This is a genomic window from Bradyrhizobium sp. BLXBL-03 (genome assembly GCF_051853015.1).
Taxonomy (GTDB): Bacteria; Pseudomonadota; Alphaproteobacteria; order Rhizobiales; family Xanthobacteraceae; genus Bradyrhizobium; species Bradyrhizobium manausense.
Map to the genome: position 1 here is coordinate 7,950,943 of NZ_CP182470.1, position 19,840 is coordinate 7,970,782.

19 protein-coding genes are annotated in these 19,840 nt (G+C 65.1%); 9 read left to right on the forward strand and 10 right to left on the reverse strand.

Annotation, left to right across the window (positions count from 1 at the left end):
* The first annotated feature begins 57 nt into the window (after positions 1–57).
* Positions 58–1,119: an MBL fold metallo-hydrolase gene (locus tag ACNJX9_RS37510; protein ID WP_439407120.1), complete on the forward strand. Its 1,062-nt coding sequence runs from the start codon at positions 58–60 to the stop codon at positions 1,117–1,119.
* A gap of 149 nt (positions 1,120–1,268) precedes the next feature.
* Here the strand turns inward: ACNJX9_RS37510 and ACNJX9_RS37515 are convergent, their stop codons facing one another.
* Positions 1,269–1,700: a type II 3-dehydroquinate dehydratase gene (locus tag ACNJX9_RS37515; protein ID WP_057746818.1), complete on the reverse strand. Its 432-nt coding sequence runs from the start codon at positions 1,698–1,700 to the stop codon at positions 1,269–1,271.
* Positions 1,701–2,040: 340 nt separating this feature from the next.
* Here ACNJX9_RS37515 and hemA point away from each other — a divergent pair, with 340 nt between their 5' ends.
* Together hemA and ACNJX9_RS37525 are read left to right on the forward strand one after the other, a co-directional pair.
* Positions 2,041–3,270: a 5-aminolevulinate synthase gene (gene hemA, locus ACNJX9_RS37520; RefSeq protein WP_439407122.1), complete on the forward strand. Its 1,230-nt coding sequence runs from the start codon at positions 2,041–2,043 to the stop codon at positions 3,268–3,270.
* Positions 3,271–3,450: 180 nt separating this feature from the next.
* On the forward strand, positions 3,451–6,960 hold the full coding sequence (locus ACNJX9_RS37525; protein WP_057746106.1) for a PAS domain-containing hybrid sensor histidine kinase/response regulator: 3,510 nt from the start codon (positions 3,451–3,453) through the stop codon (positions 6,958–6,960).
* Between the two features lie 25 nt (positions 6,961–6,985).
* Here ACNJX9_RS37525 and ACNJX9_RS37530 read toward each other — a convergent pair whose 3' ends face one another.
* Complete coding sequence (locus ACNJX9_RS37530) at positions 6,986–8,017, reverse strand: alpha/beta fold hydrolase (protein WP_439407124.1); 1,032 nt, start codon at positions 8,015–8,017, stop codon at positions 6,986–6,988.
* A 362-nt stretch (positions 8,018–8,379) separates the two neighbouring features.
* Entirely contained in the window at positions 8,380–9,051 is a 672-nt protein-coding gene (locus ACNJX9_RS37535; RefSeq protein WP_057746103.1) for a response regulator, read from the reverse strand.
* A 303-nt stretch (positions 9,052–9,354) separates the two neighbouring features.
* Here ACNJX9_RS37535 and ACNJX9_RS37540 point away from each other — a divergent pair, with 303 nt between their 5' ends.
* Positions 9,355–11,058, forward strand: coding sequence for an MFS transporter (locus tag ACNJX9_RS37540; protein ID WP_439407125.1), 1,704 nt, complete (start codon positions 9,355–9,357; stop codon positions 11,056–11,058).
* A 70-nt stretch (positions 11,059–11,128) separates the two neighbouring features.
* Here the strand turns inward: ACNJX9_RS37540 and ACNJX9_RS37545 are convergent, their stop codons facing one another.
* The 3 genes from ACNJX9_RS37545 to ACNJX9_RS37555 all read right to left on the reverse strand — a co-directional run bounded on the left by ACNJX9_RS37545 (position 11,129) and on the right by ACNJX9_RS37555 (position 12,523).
* Entirely contained in the window at positions 11,129–11,602 is a 474-nt protein-coding gene (locus ACNJX9_RS37545; protein ID WP_439407126.1) for a secondary thiamine-phosphate synthase enzyme YjbQ, read from the reverse strand.
* A gap of 132 nt (positions 11,603–11,734) precedes the next feature.
* A complete protein-coding gene (locus ACNJX9_RS37550) occupies positions 11,735–12,253 on the reverse strand; it encodes a hypothetical protein (protein WP_439407127.1) in 519 nt (172 codons plus the stop codon).
* Between the two features lie 42 nt (positions 12,254–12,295).
* Positions 12,296–12,523: a hypothetical protein gene (locus tag ACNJX9_RS37555; RefSeq protein ID WP_439407128.1), complete on the reverse strand. Its 228-nt coding sequence runs from the start codon at positions 12,521–12,523 to the stop codon at positions 12,296–12,298.
* Positions 12,524–12,636: 113 nt separating this feature from the next.
* On the opposite strand from ACNJX9_RS37555, the gene ACNJX9_RS37560 reads away from it, so the two are divergent.
* From ACNJX9_RS37560 to ACNJX9_RS37580, 5 genes are all read left to right on the forward strand, one after another.
* Positions 12,637–13,011, forward strand: a complete 375-nt coding sequence (locus ACNJX9_RS37560) for an AtpZ/AtpI family protein (protein ID WP_057746092.1) — start codon at positions 12,637–12,639, stop codon at positions 13,009–13,011.
* A gap of 114 nt (positions 13,012–13,125) precedes the next feature.
* A complete protein-coding gene (locus ACNJX9_RS37565; RefSeq protein ID WP_057746088.1) occupies positions 13,126–13,875 on the forward strand; it encodes a F0F1 ATP synthase subunit A in 750 nt (249 codons plus the stop codon).
* Between the two features lie 53 nt (positions 13,876–13,928).
* Positions 13,929–14,156 carry a F0F1 ATP synthase subunit C gene (locus tag ACNJX9_RS37570; protein ID WP_018643436.1) on the forward strand — a complete coding sequence of 76 codons (228 nt, stop codon included), beginning with the start codon at positions 13,929–13,931 and terminating at the stop codon, positions 14,154–14,156.
* A 61-nt stretch (positions 14,157–14,217) separates the two neighbouring features.
* Positions 14,218–14,784, forward strand: a complete 567-nt coding sequence (locus tag ACNJX9_RS37575) for a F0F1 ATP synthase subunit B (RefSeq protein ID WP_057746086.1) — start codon at positions 14,218–14,220, stop codon at positions 14,782–14,784.
* Positions 14,785–14,789: 5 nt separating this feature from the next.
* Positions 14,790–15,275, forward strand: coding sequence for a F0F1 ATP synthase subunit B family protein (locus tag ACNJX9_RS37580; RefSeq protein WP_057746083.1), 486 nt, complete (start codon positions 14,790–14,792; stop codon positions 15,273–15,275).
* A gap of 205 nt (positions 15,276–15,480) precedes the next feature.
* Here ACNJX9_RS37580 and ACNJX9_RS37585 read toward each other — a convergent pair whose 3' ends face one another.
* The 4 genes from ACNJX9_RS37585 to thrC form a co-directional block, all read right to left on the reverse strand.
* The gene (locus ACNJX9_RS37585; protein ID WP_057746080.1) at positions 15,481–16,131 is read right to left on the reverse strand and encodes a hypothetical protein; all 651 of its coding nucleotides are present in this window, start codon (positions 16,129–16,131) and stop codon (positions 15,481–15,483) included.
* A 122-nt stretch (positions 16,132–16,253) separates the two neighbouring features.
* Entirely contained in the window at positions 16,254–16,841 is a 588-nt protein-coding gene (locus ACNJX9_RS37590) for a GNAT family N-acetyltransferase (protein WP_018316343.1), read from the reverse strand.
* 57 nt (positions 16,842–16,898) lie between these two features.
* Positions 16,899–18,188: a M16 family metallopeptidase gene (locus ACNJX9_RS37595; protein WP_057746075.1), complete on the reverse strand. Its 1,290-nt coding sequence runs from the start codon at positions 18,186–18,188 to the stop codon at positions 16,899–16,901.
* Complete coding sequence (thrC, locus tag ACNJX9_RS37600) at positions 18,185–19,603, reverse strand: threonine synthase (RefSeq protein ID WP_439407129.1); 1,419 nt, start codon at positions 19,601–19,603, stop codon at positions 18,185–18,187. Before thrC ends, ACNJX9_RS37595 begins: the two co-directional genes overlap by 4 nt.
* Positions 19,604–19,840 lie beyond the last annotated feature (237 nt).

Below are 19,840 nucleotides of genomic sequence, written 5' to 3' on the forward strand. Positions count from 1 at the left end.
CCACCGCGCGTCCTTTTTCGGCTGGCGCCCCGCGCGCAGCGGGTTTAAGCCGGTGGCATGAACGCAAAAATAGACACCGTGCAGTCCTCGGCCGAGGCCCTGCGCTATCCCTGGGAGCAGCATCCCGGCCACGACGAGATCGTGGAAATCAGGCCCGGCGTGTTGTGGGCGCGGCTGAAGCTGCCGTTCCGCCTCAACCACGTGAACATCTACCTGCTCGCCGATGGCGACGGCTATGCGATGATCGATGCCGGCTTCGGCAATGAGGAGACGATCGAGGCCTGGACCAAGCTGTTCGAGGGGCCGCTGAAGGGCGTCGACATCACGCGCCTGCTCGTCACGCATTCGCACCCCGACCATGTCGGCCTCGCGGGCTGGATCGTCGAGCGGTTCAAATGCCCGCTGGTGATGTCGCAGGTGGAATATCTGCAATCGGTCTATCACCAGAACCGCGGTACCGAGGAGCGGCGCGAGGCACAGCGGCTGTTCTTCCGCCGCCATGGAATGGACGAGTCGCTCACCGAAAAGCTGCTCGGCCGCGGCCAGGATTATCTCAAGCGCGTCTCGGTGCTGCCGCCGTCCTACCGCCGCATCTCGCATGGCGACGAGGTCGTGATCGGCACGCGGCGCTTCAAGGTGATCACCGGCGGCGGCCACGCGCTCGACCAGGTGATGCTGTATTGCGCCGACGACAAGCTGTTCCTGTCCGCCGACCAGGTGCTGAGCAAGATCTCGCCGAATGTCAGCGTGTGGGCGGTCGAGCCCGACCAGAACTCGCTCGGCGAATACCTGGCCTCGCTCGCCAGCCTCACCACCACCCTGCCCTATGATCTCCTGGTGCTGCCCGGTCACGGCGTGCCGTTCTATGGATTGAAGACCCGCATCAAGCAGCTCGCCGACCACCACGAGGAGCGCTGCCGCCTGATCGCGGAAGCCTGCCGCGAGGTGCCGCAGACCTCGCGCGCACTGGTGCCTGTCGTGTTCAACAAGCACGTGCTCGACGAGCACCAGATGGGCTTTGCCGCCGGCGAGCTCGTTGCCCACGTCAACTACATGATCGTCGAGGGCCGGCTGACGGCGGAGACCAAGGACGGCGTGCTGCAGTTCCGGACGACGTGAGCGGTCACCGTCATGGCCGGGCTTGTCCCGGCCATCCACGTTCTCTGACATTGAAGCAAGTTCGTGGATGCCCGGGCCTTCGCCTCGCCGAAGCGGCTTCGGCCGCGCAGGCGGGACCAGCCCGGGCCTGACGCGTTCGTGGCAACACCTCACTTCATATTCGCGATGGCGTGCAGCGCCGCGATGTAGCCAAACGGCCCCAGGCCGCAGATCACGCCCGTTGCCACGAACGAGATCTTGGAGTGGCGATGATGTTCGTCGCGGGCATGGATGTTGGAGATGTGCACCTCTAGCACCGGGCCCTCGAATATCTTGATCGCGTCCATGATCGAGACCGAGGTGAAGGACAGGCCCGCCGGATTGATGACGATGGCATCGGCATCCCGCCGCGCCGACTGGATCAGATCGACAAGCACGCCTTCATGGTTGGACTGGTGGAAGACGAGCTTGAGCCCGAGCCTGGCGGCGGCGTCCTCACAGCTCGCATTGACCTCTGCGAGCGTCGTCGTGCCGTAGATGTGCGGCTCGCGGATGCCGAGCATGTTGAGGTTGGGACCGTTGAGGATCATCACGCGCTTCATGAAAAGGTCCTTTCGGAGGCAAAAATCGAGCATGCTCTCCGGGCCAATGGCGCATGCGCTGCGAGAATCGGATGGGGTAGAGCCGGCGGGGCGCGCTCTAGGAAAGCGTGTGCCGAACCGCGAAGGAAGCCCAGGCCTGACCAAGCCCGCATCTCGGCTGATGCTGCAGAGCAACATTCCCTCTCGCGCGAACTTGATCGGGATCAAGTTTCAAATTGCACGATAGGGCATTTTGCCCAAAGGCCCCCACGGCCAAATGTGGGATAGCGCATAGACATTGGAGTTGGAATAGCTCTAAGGATAAGCGCTGTTTTGGTCAGTTCCGTCTCAGGTTGCACCGATGGATTACGCTGAATTCTTCAATTCCGCCGTGGATCGCCTCCATACCGAGCGCCGCTATCGCGTGTTCGCCGACCTGGAGCGCACGGCCGGCCGGTTTCCGCACGCGGTCTGGCATTCGCCGAAGGGCAAGCGCGACGTCGTGATCTGGTGCTCCAACGATTACCTCGGCATGGGCCAGCACCCGAAAGTGGTCGGCGCCATGGTCGAGACCGCGACCCGCGTCGGCACCGGCGCCGGCGGAACCCGCAACATCGCCGGCACGCATCATCCGCTGGTGCAGCTCGAGGCCGAGCTCGCCGACCTCCATGGCAAGGAAGCCGCGCTGCTGTTCACCTCGGGCTATGTCTCGAACCAGACCGGCATCGCCACCATTGCCAAGCTCATTCCGAATTGCCTGATCCTGTCGGACGAGCTCAACCACAATTCAATGATCGAAGGCATCCGCCAGTCCGGCTGCGAGCGGGTCGTGTTCCGCCACAACGATCTGGCCGATCTCGAGGCGAAGCTGAAGGTCGCCGGCCCGAACCGGCCGAAGCTGATCGCCTGCGAGAGCCTCTATTCCATGGACGGCGACGTCGCCCCGCTGGCCAGGATCTGCGATCTCGCCGAGAAGTATAATGCGATGACTTATGTGGACGAGGTCCACGCCGTCGGCATGTATGGCCCGCGCGGCGGCGGCATCGCCGAGCGGGACGGCGTCATGCATCGCATCGACATTCTCGAAGGCACGCTGGCGAAAGCGTTCGGCTGCCTCGGCGGCTACATCGCCGGCAACGGCCACATCATCGACGCCGTGCGCTCCTATGCGCCGGGCTTCATCTTCACCACCGCGCTGCCGCCGGCGATCTGCTCGGCCGCAACCGCCGCGATCAAGCATCTGAAGACCTCGAGCTGGGAGCGCGAGCGCCATCAGGACCGCGCCGCCCGTGTCAAGGCGATCCTCAATGCCGCGGGTCTCCCGGTGATGTCGAACGACACCCACATCGTGCCGCTGTTCGTCGGCGATCCCGAGAAGTGCAAGCAGGCCTCGGACATGCTGCTCGAGGATCACGGCATCTACATCCAGCCGATCAACTACCCCACCGTCGCCAAGGGCACCGAGCGCCTGCGCATCACGCCCTCGCCCTATCATGACGACGGCCTGATCGATCAGCTCGCCGAAGCGCTGCTGCAGGTGTGGGACCGGCTGGGCCTGCCGCTGAGCGAGAAGTCGCTGGCGGCGGAGTAGGTCACCGTCGCCGTCCTGGCTTTCGTCGAGACGACGGCGAGGCTGGCACCTTAACGACAACCCCGGTTCCCCGCCCAAGCCCGGCATTTCGCTGTCGCCTCTGCCCTCCCAACGCGCTAGATTTGCTGGGAAAATGAGATCGGGCACGGATTGTCGCGCCCAGGGAGACGCACGCTCGCCATGCTGCACGATTGGGGCGTGATTGCTACCGCCTTCGGCTATATCGGCTTCCTGTTCCTGGTGGCGAGCCATGGCGACCGCCGTTCGCCGGCCGGCCCCGGCCGCGCGTCCGGGCTGATCTATCCACTGTCGCTGGCGATCTACTGCACCTCCTGGACCTTCTTCGGCTCGGTCGGCTTTGCCACCCGCACCTCGACCGACTTCCTCGCGATCTATGTCGGCCCGATCCTGATGATCGGCCTCGGCGCCGGCGTGCTTCGCCGCGTGATCCAGCTCGCGAAGGCCCACAACATCACCTCGATCGCCGACTTCATCGGCGCGCGCTACGGCAAGAGCCAGGCCGTGGCGGCGACGGTGGCGCTGATCGCCATCATCGGCTCGGTGCCCTACATCGCGCTGCAGCTCAAGGCGGTCGCCTCCTCGCTCGCAGTCATCCTGAGCGAGGACCAGGCGTTCTCCCATATCCCGATCCTCGGTGACATCGCGCTGATGGTGACGCTGGCGATGGCGGCGTTCGCGGTGCTGTTCGGCACGCGGCAGACCGACGCCACCGAGCATCAGCACGGCCTGATGCTGGCGGTTGCGACCGAATCCACCATCAAGCTGGCAGCCTTCCTCTCCGCCGGCATCTTCGTCACCTTCTGGATGTTCTCGCCGCACGAACTCATCGAGCGCGCGATGAAGACGCCGGAGGCGGTGCGCGCCATCGAGTATTCGCCGTCGATCGGCAACTTCCTCACCATGACGCTGCTGTCGCTGTGCGCTGTCATGCTGCTGCCAAGGCAGTTTCACGTCAGCGTGGTCGAGAATTCCAGCGATGCCGAGGTCAGCCGCGCGCGCTGGCTGTTCCCGCTCTATCTCGTCGCCATCAATGTGTTCGTGATCCCGATCGCGCTCGCCGGCCTCATCACCTTCCCGTTCGGCGCGGCCGATCCTGACATGTATGTGCTGGCCCTGCCGATGGAGGGCGGCGCGGGACTTCTCAGCGTCGCCGTCTTCGTCGGCGGCCTGTCGGCGGCGACCGCGATGGTGATCGTCGAATGCGTTGCGCTCTCGATCATGGTTTCGAACGACCTCGTGGTGCCGCTGGTGCTGCAACGTCGGCCCGAGGGGCGCGCCGGCGGCACCGCTTTCGGCGACTTCCTGCTGCGCTCGCGGCGGCTTGCGATCTTTGCCATCATGGTGATGGCCTATTTCTACTATCGCGCGCTCGGCAACACCCAGCTTGCGGCGATCGGCCTGTTGTCCTTTGCCGCCATCGCGCAGCTCGCACCCGCCTTTTTCGGCGGACTGTTGTGGCGGCGGGCGACCGCGCGCGGTGCCATCGGCGGCATGCTGGTCGGCTTCGCGGTGTGGTTCTACACGCTGTTCCTGCCGAGCTTCATGGACTCCTCGACCGCAGGACTGCTGTTGCTCCAGCACGGCCCCTTCGGCATCGAGGCGCTGAGGCCGCAGGCGCTGTTCGGCGCCGATTTGCCACCGCTGATGCACGGCGTGGTCTGGTCGCTCTCGCTCAACATCCTCACCTATGTGCTGCTGTCGCTGGCGCGGCAGCCCTCCTCCATCGAGCTGGTGCAGGCCGATCTGTTCGTGCCCAACACGCTCGCGCCGATCGCGCCGAACTTCCGCCGCTGGCGCACCACCATCACGGTGCAGGACATCCAGGCCACGGTGGCGCAATATCTCGGGCCTGAGCGCACCCGGCACTCGTTCGAAGCTTTCTCGGCGCGGCGCAACATGCGGCTGGAGCCGGGAGCGCCCGCCGATTTCGAGCTGCTGCAGCACGCCGAGCACCTGATCGCCTCCTCGATCGGGGCCGCGTCGTCGCGCCTCGTGATGTCGCTGCTGCTGCGCAAGCGCACGGTCTCGGCGAAGGCCGCGCTGAAGCTGCTCGACGATTCCCATGCGGCCCTGCATTTCAACCGCGAGATCCTGCAGACGGCGCTCAACCATGTGCGCCAGGGCATCGCGGTGTTCGACGCCGATTTGCACCTGATCTGCTCCAACAGACAGTTCGGCGACCTGCTCAACGTGCCCCCGCATTTCATCCAGTTCGGTACGCCGCTGCGCGAAATCCTGGAATTCATGGGCGTGAGCGATCCCGCCGACCAGTCTGGTCGCGAGGCGATGATCGAGCAGCGGCTGGTGGCCTACACCACCGACGGCGAGCCCTATCTCGAACGCCTGCCGGAACGTCACATGGTGATCGAGGTGCTCACCAACCGGATGCCCGGCGGCGGCTTCGTCATCACATTTACAGACGTGACGCCCAGCTTCGAGGCGGCGGAAGCGCTGGAGCGCGCCAATGCGACGCTGGAAAAGCGCGTGCGCGACCGCACTGAAGAATTGACGCGCCTGAATTCGGAGCTGGCGCGGGCCAAGAGCACCGCGGAGGACGCCAGCATCTCCAAGACGCGCTTCCTCGCCGCCGCCAGCCACGACATTCTGCAGCCACTGAATGCGGCGCGGCTCTATGTCACGAGCCTGGTCGAGCGCCAGCACAATGGCGAGGAGACGCGGCTGGTCGAGAACATCGATGAATCGCTGCAGGCGATCGAAGAGATCCTCGGCGCGCTGCTCGACATTTCCCGGCTCGATGCCGGCGCGATGGCAATCTCGATCTCGAGCTTCAAGATGGCCGATCTGATGCGCTCGCTGGAGATCGAATTTGCCCCGATCGCGCGCGCCAAGGGCCTCGATCTCACCTTCGTGCCCTGCTCGCTGCCGGTGGAGTCGGACCGGCTGCTGCTGCGGCGGCTGCTCCAGAACCTGATCTCGAACGCGATCAAATATACGCCACGCGGACGCGTGCTGGTCGGCTGCCGCCGCCGCGGAGACTCGCTCGCCATCAACGTCTACGACACCGGCGTCGGCATCCCCGCGGTCAAGCGCGGTGAGATCTTCAAGGAGTTCCACCGCCTCGAGCAGGGCGCGCGGATCGCGCGCGGCCTTGGCCTCGGACTCTCGATCGTCGAGCGGCTGGCCCGCGTGCTGGGCCACAGCATCTCCATCGACGCCAACAGGAGCGGCGGCTCGCTGTTTTCCGTGACGGTGCCGACGGCCAAGGCGGTGACGCTGACCGCGGCGGTGACCAGTGCAACGCCACTGGCGCGCACGCCGATCTCGGGCGCGCTGATCGTCTGCATCGAGAATGATGCGGCGATCCTCGACGGCATGCGGACGCTGCTGAAGGGCTGGGACGCCGAGGTGATCGCGGTCACCGATCCCGAAGGCGCGATCACGGCGATCGAGGCGGCCGGCAAGCGCGTGACCGGGCTACTGGTCGACTACCACCTCGACCGCGGCAACGGCATCGCCGCCATCCGCGAGATCCGCCGCCGCTTCGGCGACTCCATCCCCGCGATCCTGATCACCGCCGACCGCAGCCCGGCCGTGCAAAGCGCCGCGCGCGACGAGAAGATCGCGGTGCTGAACAAGCCGGTGAAGCCGGCCTCGCTGCGCGCTTTGCTCGGGCAGTGGCGCACGCAGCAGATGGTGGCGGCGGAGTAAGGCCGGCAGCAGCCATCGGCAATTCTCAGGCGCCAGCGTCGACATCGATCACGGCCTTGGCAAAGGCCTGAGGCGCTTCCTGGGGCAGATTGTGACCGATGCCGCCGGTGATCAGGCGATGATCGTAGCGGCCGGAGAATTTCTTGGCGTAGGCGCCAGGATCGGGATGCGGCGCGCCATTGGCATCGCCCTCCATCGTGATCGTGGGTACGCTGATGATGGGAGCAGAAGCGAGCTTCTGTTCGATCTCCTCGTACTTCGCCTCGCCCTTTTCGAGCCCGAGTCGCCAGCGGTAATTGTGGATCGAGATCGCGACGTGATCCTTGTTGTCGAGCGAAGCCGCGCTGCGGTCGAAAGTGGCGTCGTCGAACTTCCACTGCGGCGAGGCCAGTTTCCAGATCAGCTTGGCGAAATCATGCGTGTACTTCTCGTAGCCGGCGCGGCCGCGCTCGGTGGCGAAATAGAACTGGTACCACCATTGCAGCTCGGCGGCCGGCGGCAGCGGCGCGCTGCCCGCAGCCTGGCTGGAGATCAGATAGCCACTGACCGATACCAGCGCGCGGCAGCGCTCCGGCCACAGCGCCGCGATGATGTCGCAGGTGCGCGCGCCCCAGTCGAAGCCGGCAAGGACGGCCTTCTTGATGTCGAGCGCATCCATCAGCGCGATGATGTCGGATGCCAGCGCGCCGGGCTCGCCATTGCGCGGCGTCTCGGTGGAGAGGAAGTTCGTCGTGCCATAGCCACGCAAATGCGGGATGATGACGCGATAGCCGGCCTTGGCCAGGATCGGCGCAACGTCGATGAAGGCGTGAATGTCGTAGGGCCAGCCGTGCAGCAGGATCGCCACCGGTCCGGTCGCGGGACCTGCTTCGGCGTAACCGACGTCGAGGACGCCGGCATTGATCTGCTTGATGGTGCCGAAGGATGCGTTCGATGTTAGGGATGGCGCGGCTGACGTCTCGGCGTGCGCCAGGTCGATCACGCCGAGGCTGGCGGCAGCGGCTGCGGCTGCGATGCCGAGGAACTGGCGGCGATGCTGATCGATCATCTGTGTCATGGTCCTGGTTCCTCGTTAGTTGCTGATGTCGCTGTCGGACACGCATCCTGGCTCATGAGCGCCTCGTTGCAGCTACGCAACTGACTATCAGCGTGTTACGCGCGACGCCCGTTTGGACCTGTGAGAAGTTGTGAGGCACTCCATCAAAAGCGCGTCATTGCGAGGAGCTCTTGCGACGAAGCAATCCAGAATCCCTCCGCGGAAAGACTCTGGATTGCTTCCACCTTCGCTCTGCGGCTTCGGCGGACAAGTCGCGCGCCCGAAATGACGGTCGAGCCTTTTGCCCGGATTACGCTTTCCACCTTCGCTCTGCGAGCTACGACGGGGACAAGCCGCTCCATCCGGGCTCCAGCAGCCGGTAGCTACCCCGTCGGCGTGCCCTGCTTCCACTGGCCGCCGGCGATCTTGGCGGCGGCGATCACGGCCTGGGTGCGGCTCTCGACGCCGAGCTTTTGCAGGATGGCCGAGACATGCGCCTTGATGGTCGCCTCGGAGACGCCGAGCTCGTAGGCGATCTGCTTGTTCAGCAATCCCTCCGACAGCATCATCAGCACCCGCACCTGCTGCGGCGTCAGCGTCACCAGGCGGTCGCGCAGCTTGGTCATGTCGGGGTCGGCGGCGGCCGTCAGATCCGTGTCGGCGGGAACCCAGACGTCGCCTTCCATCACCTTGAGGATGGCATCGCGCAGCGTCTCGACGCCAAACCGCTTCGGGATGAAGCCGGAGGCGCCGAAATCGAGCGAGCGGCGGATCGTGGCGCTGTCGTCGGAGGCCGAGACGATCACGACGGGGATCGCCGGATATTGCGCGCGCAAATAGATCAGGCCGGAAAAGCCGGAGATGCCGGGCATCGAGAGGTCGAGCAGGACCAGGTCGACGTCCGAAGTCTGTTCCAGAAGCTTGGTCAGATCGTCGAACGATCCGGCCTCGTCGATCTTCGCGGTCGAGAGAACGCCCGCCACCGCCTGCCGCAGCGCATCACGGAACAGCGGATGGTCATCGGCAATGACGAGATGGGTGGAGGGAGCGTTCATCGATCTCTTGCTGTCGTTTATGTCAGCGCCAGTAATCCTGATAGGCACGATGGTCAATTCTTCCCCGCCCGGCCGTGGCATGCAAGAGCACATTATTCCTTTGCCGAAAGGGGGTTAATCCGCAACCCGCCCGCGACCGCGCGGCGCTATAAGTCACCACCGTCAGTTGCGCGTCAGTGCGGAAGGCCGAAAGTCGTATTGGGGCAGGTTTCACGCCGATGTTACCTTGGGGGCAAGACCTGGGTTGATCCGGCATGCCCGGACCGGGACGCGAGGAAACGAGATACGGGGAGCGCATTCACGATGTCCACACTAGCTGCAACGTCGGCTCGGTCGACCGGCATGACGAAGGATGAGCGGTTCGTCATCCTCGCATCGTCACTCGGCACCGTCTTCGAGTGGTACGACTTCTATCTCTACGGATCGCTGGCCGGCATCGTGGGCACGCAGTTCTTCACCATCGCCGGCGCCGACGGCAAGCCGATGTTCGATCAGGCGACGCGCGACATCTTCGCGCTGCTGGCCTTCGCGGCAGGCTTCCTGGTCCGTCCGTTCGGCGCAATCGTGTTCGGTCGGATCGGCGACATCGTCGGCCGCAAATACACCTTCCTCGTCACCATCCTCATCATGGGTCTGTCGACCTTCATCGTCGGCCTGCTGCCGGGTGCCGCGCAGATCGGCATCGCGGCGCCGATCCTGCTGATCGGCCTGCGCCTGCTGCAGGGCCTCGCGCTCGGTGGCGAGTATGGCGGCGCGGCGACCTATGTCGCCGAGCACGCGCCGCCCGGCAAGCGCGGCTATTACACCTCGTTCATCCAGACCACCGCGACGCTCGGCCTGTTCCTGTCGCTGCTGGTGATCCTGTTCACGCGCACCGCGACTGGCGAGCCGGGCTTTGCCGGCGCTCCGGGCGCCTATTGGGGCGGCTGGCGCATTCCATTCCTGGTTTCGGTGTTCCTGCTCGGCATCTCGGTCTGGATCCGTCTGCGCCTCAACGAGTCGCCCGTGTTCCAGCGGATGAAGGAGGAAGGCAAGACTTCCAAGGCGCCGCTGACCGAAGCCTTCGCCAACTGGAGCAACGCCAAGATCGTGATCCTGGCGCTGGTCGGCCTGACCATGGGCCAGGCGGTGATCTGGTACACGGGCCAGTTCTACGCGCTGTTCTTCCTGCAATCGATCCTGAAGGTCGACGGCTACACCGCCAACCTGCTGATCGCCTGGTCGCTGCTGCTCGGCACCGGCTTCTTCCTGGTGTTCGGCGCGCTGTCCGATCGGATCGGCCGCAAGCCGATCATTCTGGCGGGCTGCCTGATCGGTGCACTGACCCTGTTCCCGATCTTCAAGATGATCTCGTCCAACGCCAACCCGGCGCTGGAGAAGGCCTATGAGACGGTCAAGGTGCAGGTGGTGGCGGATCCCGCAAGCTGCGGCGATCTGTTCAACCCGGTCGGCACCCGCGTCTTCACGGCGCCTTGCGACACGGCACGCGCCTTCCTCGCCCAATCGTCTGTGAAGTACTCCACGGTTCCGGGGCCGGCGGGCGCCGTGAAGATCGTCGTCAACGATAAGGAAGTGCCCTACACGGATGCCAAGACGTCGAACCCCGCGATCACCGCGGCAGTGCAGGCGGCGGGCTATCCGAAGCCGGGTGACGCGGGCATCGTCAAGATGTCGAATCCGTTCGACATCTTCCGTCCGCAAGTGTCGGCGACCATCGGCCTGCTGTTCATCCTCGTGATCTACGTCACCATGGTGTACGGCCCGATCGCGGCGATGCTGGTCGAATTGTTCCCGACCCGCATCCGCTACACCTCGATGTCGCTGCCTTATCACATTGGCAACGGCTGGTTCGGTGGCCTGTTGCCCGCATCCGCTTTCGCGATCACCGCAGCGAGCGGCGATATCTACGCGGGCTTGTGGTACCCGGTCATGTTCGCGGCTATCACGGCGGTGGTCGGCTTCTTCTTCGTCCCCGAGACGAAGGACGTCGACATCACCAAGACCTGATCGCGCGTCGCAAGACGCTGACACAACATCCGGCCGCGGAGCGATCCGCGGCCGGTTTGCTTTTCCGGGGCTATTGATTGCTGCCGATGAATTGCAGCACGATCTCGCGGCGATGCGGACGGCTGCGGTGCTCGACGAGATAGATCGCCTGCCAGGTGCCCAGCGCGAGCTTGCCGCCCAATACCGGCACCTGCAGCGAGGTCTGCGTCAACATCGTCTTGACGTGCGCGGGCATGTCGTCCGGCCCCTCGGTGTCGTGTGTCCACGGCACGCTTTCCGGCGCGAGCCGTGACAGCGCGGTGGTGAGATCGACCAGCACGGACGGATCGGCGTTCTCCTGGATGGTCAGCGACGCCGAGGTGTGGCGGATGAACAGCGTCAGCGCGCCGTCGCCTGCGTGGGCCTCGCGGACGAATTTTGCGGCCTCGCTGGTGAGATCGGTGAAGCCGCGGCCCTTTGTCGGCACGGTGAGCAGCGATGAGACGATCGTGGTGGCTTGCACCGATGATGGCGTGGAGCGGGTGATGGATTTGGCCGATGTCATCGAAGGTCTCTCAACGTGCAAGGTGCCGTAGGGTGGGCAAAGCGGAGCGTGCCCACGAATCCGTGCGACGATGTTCAGGTGGTGGGCACGGCGCGATGCGCCTTTGGCCACCCTACGGCACCGCGTGGTATTTCAAATCTTCCCCGACACGTCCTTCTGCACGCGGTTGGCCATGTCGATCAGGCGGCGCCAGGCCCTCTCCAGGAACGACATCGCGCGGTCGAGGTCCTGGTCGCTCGGCAGCGGAATCTCGAGCTTGCGCTCGCCCTCGGCGACCTTTGGCTCGGCCTTTTGCAGCGGGTCGGATTTTGGCAGCGCTTCGTCGATCTTGCCGGAGACTGTGGGCCCGGCGGCGACCTGTCCCTTGAGCTTCTCGACCTCGGCCTGAAGGCGGCCGATCTCGGCGTCGAGTGCAGAGCGCTCGTCGGGAACGGCGTAACAGGCCCAGCCAGCGCCATTCTTGCTGCAGGTCGAGACCGTGCCGGTGCGGGTGTCGAGCCGCAACACGCCCTCGGGGATCGGCGTCATGGTGTAGCGGCCATTTTCGCCGTCGGGCGCCGATTGCGCGGCAACCAGGCTGCCGCTGACAGCGGTCACCACGACGATGGCCGCCGCGCACCATGATGTTGTGGATGGTTTTGCAGGTCTCATCGTGCTCTCCGCCACGCCGCGCAGGTGGCACATCATCGAATTCTACACCGCGCCGGGCGACGGCGCATCGCCGGCGCGCGCGAATCCGCCGCCTAAACCGCGCCTTGTGGAATCAATGATGACGGCCATCCCTTTGATCCCGAGAGCGCGGCGAAATGTCGACCGCAGCGGCAGATCACGCGGCGAGCTGCTGCGGTGCGGCGTCACGCTGTGTGCAGCGCTCGCGCGCGGGTCGATATCTCCAGCAAAATCAAACATATAGCTGATCACGACGCGATCGTGACTTGGCTTGACTTGATTATGTGCGGTCAGTATGGTCCGCGCGGCTTTTGAGGGTGGCGGGCGTAATTTCCATTCAACCGCAGCGTTCGGGTCTTCGTGGCATGGCTCAAGACACGGGACACAGCGGGAATGGAGATCGCGATAGATCGCCCGAGGAAGCTGCGCTTTCCGAACGGCTCGGAAGTCTCGATCAGCGGTTGTCCGAATTTCGCGACCGCCACGTCAAGACCGAGCAACCCGCAGGTGACGGTGGAGACGGAGCGGCCAGAGCCTCGGCGATGGCGCTTGGTTTTCGGTTATCCTCCGAGTTGGTCGCCGGTGTCGCTGTCGGAGCGGGGATTGGCTGGGGTTTCGACCGCTTGCTGTCGACGTCGCCCTTCGGATTTATCGTGTTCCTGCTGCTGGGCTTCGTGGCCGGCGTGGTGAATGTGGTGAGGTCGGCGGGCGCAGGTCAGAACAGGCGTGGGGGTTCGTAAGGCCAATCCGCACACGGAGAGGAATTGTCGCGCCGGGATCCCCGGTGCGGGCCGGCCCGGCCGGCAGAATCGAGACACGCCGGCCCGTCCGGCAGACCAAGAGATGCCGCGCCGATGAAAATCGATCCGATCCACCAGTTCAACATCGAGCCTCTCTTCACGATCGGCCATATCGGCCATCAGACGATCGCCTTCACCAATTCATCGCTCTACATGCTGGTGGCCGTCGTCATCATCTCGCTCCTGATGCTCGCCAGCGGCGCGCAGCTGGTTCCGGGGCGCCTGCAGTCGGTCGCCGAGATCTCCTACGAGTTCGTGGCCTCGACCATCCGCTCGACCGCCGGTGCGGAAGGCATGAAGTTCTTCCCGCTGATCTTCTCGCTGTTCATGTTCATCTGCGTCTCGAACCTGGTCGGCATCATCCCCTACACCTTCACGGTCTCCAGCCACCTGATCGTCACCGTCGGCCTGGCACTCCTGGTCTTCTTCACCGTGCTGATCTACGGCGTCGCCAAGAACGGCCTGAAATTCTTCTCGATTTTCGTTCCCCACGGCGTCCCCGGCTACATCCTGCCGCTGGTCATGTTCATCGAGATCCTGTCGTTCTTCCTGCGGCCGGTCTCGCACAGCATCCGTCTGTTCGCCAACATGCTGGCCGGCCACATCGCGCTGAAGGTGTTCGCGGGCTTCGTCGCCATGCTCGGCTTCTCGCTCGGCGCCATCGGCTGGGTCGGCGGCGTGCTGCCGCTGGCGCTCACCATCGCGCTGTACGCCCTCGAGATCCTGGTCGCGTTCCTGCAAGCCTATGTGTTTGCGATCCTGACCTGCATCTACCTCAACGACGCCATTCATCCGGGACACTGAGCGGTCCGGGGAATTTCCACCCACAACCCAATCTTTCTTCCAAGGAGTCTAAAATGGATCCGGCAGCAGCAAAACTTATCGGCGCGGGCATCGCGTGCATCGGCATGGGCGGTGCGGGCGTCGGCGTGGGCGTGATCTTCGGCAACTACCTCGCCGCAGCCGTCCGCAACCCGTCGGCCGCTCAGGGCCAGTTCGGCAACCTGATCTTCGGCTTCGCCGTGACCGAAGCGCTCGGCATCTTCTCGCTGCTGATCGCGCTGCTTCTGCTGTTCGTTTTCTAAAGAACGACTTCTTCCGCGCCGCTTCATCCGAAGCGGCGCGTGACAGCAACAGGAGTACTCCATGGCCGAGAGTCATGGCGGGGCGAAAGCTCCGGCGACCGACGCCCACACCGAAGCCGATGGCGGTCATCACGGCGGCGGCTTTCCGCCGTTCGAGAGCAGCACCTTTGCTTCGCAGCTGGTGTCGCTCGCGATCTTCTTCGTCGTGCTTTACGTGATCGTGTCCAAGCTCGCGCTGCCGAAGGTCGGCGGGACGATCGAGGCGCGTCAGAACAAGATCGAGGGTGACCTCACTGAAGCGCAGGCGCTGAAGGATCAGTCCGAGGCGGCGCTGAAGGCCTATGAAAGCGAGCTCGCTGCGGCGCGCGCGCGGGCGCAGGCGATCGGCAACGAATCCCGCGACAAGGCGAATGCGCAGGCGGAAGCCGAGCGCAAGGCCCTGGAAGAGCAGCTGGCGGCCAAGCTCGCCGAGGCGGAGAAGACCATCGCCTCGACCCGCGCGACCGCCATGAGCAACGTCCGCAGCATCGCGGCCGATGCGGCAGGCACCATCGTGCAGCAGCTCACCGGCGTCGTTCCGGATGCGGCGTCGGTCAATGCCGCCGTTGATGCGTCCTTGAAGGGTTAGTCGATATGTTCTTCGATCCTGAAACCTGGGTCGCCGTCGCCTTCGTGATCCTGATGGTCGTGTTCGGCTATCTCGGGGTCTTCAAGTCGGCGATGTCGGCGCTCGACAAGCGCGCCGAGCGCATCAAGGCCGAGCTCGACGACGCAACGCGCCTGAAGCAGGAAGCCGCCAAGGTGCTGGCCGACTACAAGGCCCGCAGCGCCTCGGCCGAACGCGAGGCCGCCGACATCATCGCCAACGCCAGGAGCGAAGCCGAGCGCATCGCGACCGAGGCCAAGGCGAAGATGGAAGACTTCGTCGCCCGCCGCACCAAGACCGCGGAGAGCAAGATCGCGCTCGCCGAGGCCCAGGCGCTGGCCGATGTCCGCGCCGCAGCCGCGGAAGCCGCCGTGCAGGCCGCCTCCACGATCCTGTCGCAGTCGGTCAAGGGCCAGGTCGCCGACGATCTGCTCGCCAAGGGCATCACCGAGGTTCGCCAGAAGCTGAACTGAGGGGTTCATCCTCGGCCAATCAAAAAGCCGGCGCTGATCGCGCCGGCTTTTTTGTTGTCTGAAGGCTCTCTTGTCCCGGACGCGGCGCGGCATGCAATCCGCGGGTTCTGGGCCCCGGCTCTGCACCGCCCCGCTTACGCGCTGCCGTAGCGTGTCGCAGACGCGAGTAAACGCGCTGATGGCGTCCTGGACACGAGACCTCGAGCTACTTCCTCTTCCGCGCCTTCGGCTCGGGCGAGAGCGCCTGCGGGTCGAAGCCGACATAGAAGATGTAGGAATCGGCGACCGCAGGAGACGGCAGCGGGTAGGACAGGTCCTCGGCGACGAAGGTGAAGGGCACACTGGCGCCCTCGGTCATCTGGACCGTGGTGCGGTAGGCCTTCGAGGCGATCACCTTCTCGCCGACGCCGCCCTGGACCACGGCGACGCGCAAGGGGACTTCGACCGTCGCAGGCGCGCCGGCGGGGCCGGCGATGACGCGGCCCTGGATGCCGATATGCGCCGTGATTTCGCCGCCATTGCGGATGCATTCGCGTGCCATCTTGGAGATCGAGGCCTGGAAGCGCACGTCATTGCCGACCGCCGGCTTGCCGTTCGCACCGACGCCGTAGGTCGAGGCTCCGGCACGCACCGTGACCTGCGGGCAATCATATTCGTCGTCGGCCTGGGGCGCGCCTGGCGCGGGCGCCGGCTTGGGCTGGGCAGGCTCGTCGGATTTGCCGCCGAACAGGCTCTTGAAACGGTCGGTCAACGACTGCGCGGTAACCGGCGAGACCGCCGCCAGCGACACCGACAGCGCCAGCGCGATCACCGGACCCCGCCGCAGCGCCTTCCGCAATGACCGAAGCTCATTCATGAACGGCAGTACTCCATAACAACGTCCCGGCCGATCGGCCGGCTTGTGCGGGTTATATCGCCAAAATCGGCGATCAAAAGGCAGCAAAAAGTGGGTGATCTCGGCGCGCCCGGTGGCTCAGCTCAGCCGCGGAAATCCTCGTGCAGCAGGCCGAACAGCAGATGGTCCTGCCAGACCCCGTTGATGCAGAGATAGCGGCGCGCCAGTCCCTCGCGGGAGAAGCCGCACTTCTCCAGCACCCGGATCGACGGCGCATTGGTGGGGATGCAGGCGGCCTCGACCCGGTGCAGATTGAGCTCGCCGAACAGCGTCGGCAGCAACACCCGCAGCGCTGCCGTCATGTAGCCGCGATGGGCGTGGGGCTGGCCGACCCAGTAGCCGATGGTGCCGGCCTGGACGATCCCGCGGCGGACATTGGCGAGCGTGATGCCGCCGACCATGGCGCCGTCGAGCTCGCGGAAGATCAGGAAGGGATAGGAGCGGTCCGCGGCGATATCCTCGGAATAGCGCCGCAGCCGGCGGCGAAAGCCGGAGCGGGTCAGATCGTCCGACGGCCAGATCGGCTCCCACGGCGTCAGATAATCCCGGCTGGTCTCGCGCAAATGCGCCCATTGCAGGAAGTCCGACATCTGCGGGGCGCGCAGCAACAATCCGTTGCCGCGCGGGGCGAGAGCGGCAGGTCCACTGGAGGGCAGGCGAAACAGGGCCATGTGATGGTTCCCGGGGCGGACCTTCCGCCAAAGCGGCTCCTCATGCAGCCGCGCCTTTTAGTGCAGCCGAGCTTTGGCGCGCGCCCGGGTCAATCCTTCCGCAAAAGACACCGCCGTGTCCAGACCCCTGCCGCTGCCTAATGCGACAACGGCAGGGCGGCTGCGCGACAGCAGCGCCCGCGCCGCATCGCGGGTCGATTCGACGCTGACGGCATCGATCCGGGACACCAGTTCCTGCACCGTCTGCGGCCGGCCATAGGCCAGCACGTGCCGGGCGAGCTGCTCGGCGCGCGAGGAACAGCTCTCCAGCGCCATCAAGAGGCCCGCCTTCATCTGCGCCTTGGCGCGGGCGATCTCGGCCTCGGTCAGGGTCTCGACCGAATCATTCATGATGTCGACCACGACCTCCATCATTTCAGGCGCGTCGGCCGGATCGGTGCCGGTGTAGAGACCGAAGAAGCCGGTGTCGGTGTAGGGCGCGTGGAAGGTGTAGATGGAATAGCAGAGGCCACGCTTCTCGCGCACCTCCTGGAACAGCCGCGACGACATCCCGCCGCCGAGGATGTTGGTGAAGACCTGGAGCGAGAACAGCGACAGATCGGTCTGCGGCACGCCCTCCAGCGCCAGCGTCAGATGCGCCTGCTCGAGCTCGCGATGCACGACCTTGGTGCCGCCCTTGCCGAATTGGGCAGGCTGGGGCTTCGGCCCCGGCGTCGCATCAAAGCTCGCAAAGCGCTTCTCGGCCTCGGCGACCACCTGCTTGTGATCGACGGCGCCGGCCGCCGCCACCACCATGTCGGGGCCGCGATAATGCGTCGAGAGGTAATTGCGCAGCGAGTCGCGATTGAAGCTCTTCAGCGTCTTGGCGGTACCGAGCAGCGAGCGGCCCATCGGCTGGTCGGGATAGCAGAGCTCGTTGAGATGCTCGAACACGACGTCATCAGGGGTATCCTGCGCCGCACCGATCTCCTGCACGATGACGTTCTTCTCGCGCTCGAGCTCGTCGGGCTCGAAGGCGGGATTGGCGAGGATGTCGGCGAGCACGTCGAGCGCGAGCGGCACGTCGGCCTTCATCACCCGGGCATAATAGGACGTGGTCTCGGTCGAGGTGCCGGCGTTGAGGTCGCCGCCGACCGCCTCGATCTCCTCGACGATCTCGCGCGAGGAGCGTCCCGTGGTGCCCTTGAAGGCCATATGTTCCAGCAGATGGGAGATGCCGTGCTCGTTCGGCTTCTCGTCGCGGCCGCCGACCCCGGCCCAGACCCCGAGCGCGGCGGTCTCCAGATGCGGCATGTTGTCGGTGACGACAGTCAGGCCGGACGCAAGCTTGGTGATCTCGACGCTCATCCGGCAACTCCCTGTTTTGCGGCGCGGCTGACCGACAGCACGAACCGCTCCACCTCGGCCTGATCGTTCTTCATCACCTTCATCTGTTCGGACTTGGTCATGAGACCGTCGAGCCAGGCCGGCAGAAGCGGTCGCTGGCCACAGGCCGCCTCGACCGCATCAGGGAATTTGGCGGGATGTGCGGTCGAGAGCACGATGTTGGGGACGGTCGTGTCGGTGGTGTCGCGATCGGCAACCGCAAGCGCCACCGCGGTGTGGGGATCGACCAGCTCGCCGGCCTCGCGCCAGGCGGCGCGGATCGCAGCCGCGGTCTCGGTCTCGTCGGCGCGGCCGGCGTCGAATTCTTCGCGGATCGCGGCGAGCGTGGCATCGGGTAGGACGAAACGGCCCGATTGCTTCAGCTGCTCCATCAGCCGGCGCACACTGCTCGCATCGCGCTTGCTCGCCTCGAACAGCAGCCGCTCGAAATTCGAGGAGATCTGGATGTCCATCGACGGCGATGCCGTGGCATGCACCTCCCGCACCTCGTAGATGCCGGTCTTGAGCGTGCGCGCAAGGATGTCGTTGACGTTGGCGGCGATGCGCAGCGTGCGCACCGGAAGGCCCATGCGCTTGGCGACATAGCCGGCAAAAATATCGCCGAAATTGCCCGTCGGCACGATGAAGTCCACCGCGCGCGCCGGAGCGCCGGCGGCAACCGCTGACGTGAAGTAGTAGACCACCTGGGCGACGATGCGTGCCCAGTTGATGGAATTGACGCCGGACAGCGAGGTCGCATCGCGGAAGCGATGATTGTTGAACATCCCCTTCACCAGCGCCTGGCAATCGTCGAAATGCCCCTCGATGGCGAGCGCGTGGACATTGGCCGCGCCCGTCGTCGTCATCATGCGCTGCTGCACCTCGGAGATGCGCTGGTGCGGAAACAGCACGATGAGGTCGACATTCTCCAGGCCTGCGAAGGCTTCGACCGCGGCGCCGCCGGTGTCGCCCGAGGTTGCGACCACGATGGTGGTGCGCTGGCCGCGCTTGGCGAGCACATGATCCATCAGCCGCGAGATCAGCTGCATCGCCACGTCCTTGAACGCGAGCGTCGGGCCGTGAAACAGCTCCAGCACGAATTGATGCGGCGACATCTGCCGCAACGGCACCACGGCCGGATGACGGAAGGTGGCATAGGCCTCGTTCGCCATGCGGCCGAGCTCGGCGTCGGAAATCTCCCCGCCGACGAACGGACGGATCACGTCGACCGCGACCTCCCAATAGGGCCGGCCAAAGAGGGCGGCGATGGTCTCGGCTGGCAGAAGCGGCCAGGTCACCGGCACGTACAGGCCGCCGTCGCGGGCGAGCCCCGTCAGCATCACGTCGCAGAAGCCAAGCTCAGGGGCCTCGCCCCGGGTCGAGATATAACGAGTCAAACTGCCCTCCAAAGGCTGGCGCGGTCCGAGTCCGGGCCTTAAGCCTTTGATTTCACGATGGTCCTAGTTCCAAGCCAGGGGCTTTGCGGCACCATAGAGTGTTTTGGGGGGCCGCACCATGCCCAACGAAAAAGGGCTGCGGCGAGGCCGCAGCCCTTCCCTTGGAAGGTCTGTCGTTGATGTGTGCAGACCCGGTTTCGTCGCTGGGGCGCCTGCCCCGAAAATCGCTGGTTCGAG

Excerpts from the sequence above, each read along its gene's own strand:
- ACNJX9_RS37510 (WP_439407120.1), top strand. The coding sequence starts at position 58 with ATGAACGCAAAAATAGACACCGTGCAGTCCTCGGCCGAGGCCCTGCGC.
- ACNJX9_RS37515 (WP_057746818.1), bottom strand. The coding sequence starts at position 1,700 with ATGAAGCGCGTGATGATCCTCAACGGTCCCAACCTCAACATGCTCGGC.
- hemA (WP_439407122.1), top strand. The coding sequence starts at position 2,041 with ATGGATTACGCTGAATTCTTCAATTCCGCCGTGGATCGCCTCCATACC.
- ACNJX9_RS37525 (WP_057746106.1), top strand. The coding sequence starts at position 3,451 with ATGCTGCACGATTGGGGCGTGATTGCTACCGCCTTCGGCTATATCGGC.
- ACNJX9_RS37530 (WP_439407124.1), bottom strand. The coding sequence starts at position 8,017 with ATGACACAGATGATCGATCAGCATCGCCGCCAGTTCCTCGGCATCGCA.
- ACNJX9_RS37535 (WP_057746103.1), bottom strand. The coding sequence starts at position 9,051 with ATGAACGCTCCCTCCACCCATCTCGTCATTGCCGATGACCATCCGCTG.
- ACNJX9_RS37540 (WP_439407125.1), top strand. The coding sequence starts at position 9,355 with ATGTCCACACTAGCTGCAACGTCGGCTCGGTCGACCGGCATGACGAAG.
- ACNJX9_RS37545 (WP_439407126.1), bottom strand. The coding sequence starts at position 11,602 with ATGACATCGGCCAAATCCATCACCCGCTCCACGCCATCATCGGTGCAA.
- ACNJX9_RS37550 (WP_439407127.1), bottom strand. The coding sequence starts at position 12,253 with ATGAGACCTGCAAAACCATCCACAACATCATGGTGCGCGGCGGCCATC.
- ACNJX9_RS37560 (WP_057746092.1), top strand. The coding sequence starts at position 12,637 with ATGGCTCAAGACACGGGACACAGCGGGAATGGAGATCGCGATAGATCG.
- ACNJX9_RS37565 (WP_057746088.1), top strand. The coding sequence starts at position 13,126 with ATGAAAATCGATCCGATCCACCAGTTCAACATCGAGCCTCTCTTCACG.
- ACNJX9_RS37570 (WP_018643436.1), top strand. The coding sequence starts at position 13,929 with ATGGATCCGGCAGCAGCAAAACTTATCGGCGCGGGCATCGCGTGCATC.
- ACNJX9_RS37575 (WP_057746086.1), top strand. The coding sequence starts at position 14,218 with ATGGCCGAGAGTCATGGCGGGGCGAAAGCTCCGGCGACCGACGCCCAC.
- ACNJX9_RS37580 (WP_057746083.1), top strand. The coding sequence starts at position 14,790 with ATGTTCTTCGATCCTGAAACCTGGGTCGCCGTCGCCTTCGTGATCCTG.
- ACNJX9_RS37585 (WP_057746080.1), bottom strand. The coding sequence starts at position 16,131 with ATGAATGAGCTTCGGTCATTGCGGAAGGCGCTGCGGCGGGGTCCGGTG.
- ACNJX9_RS37590 (WP_018316343.1), bottom strand. The coding sequence starts at position 16,841 with ATGGCCCTGTTTCGCCTGCCCTCCAGTGGACCTGCCGCTCTCGCCCCG.
- ACNJX9_RS37595 (WP_057746075.1), bottom strand. The coding sequence starts at position 18,188 with ATGAGCGTCGAGATCACCAAGCTTGCGTCCGGCCTGACTGTCGTCACC.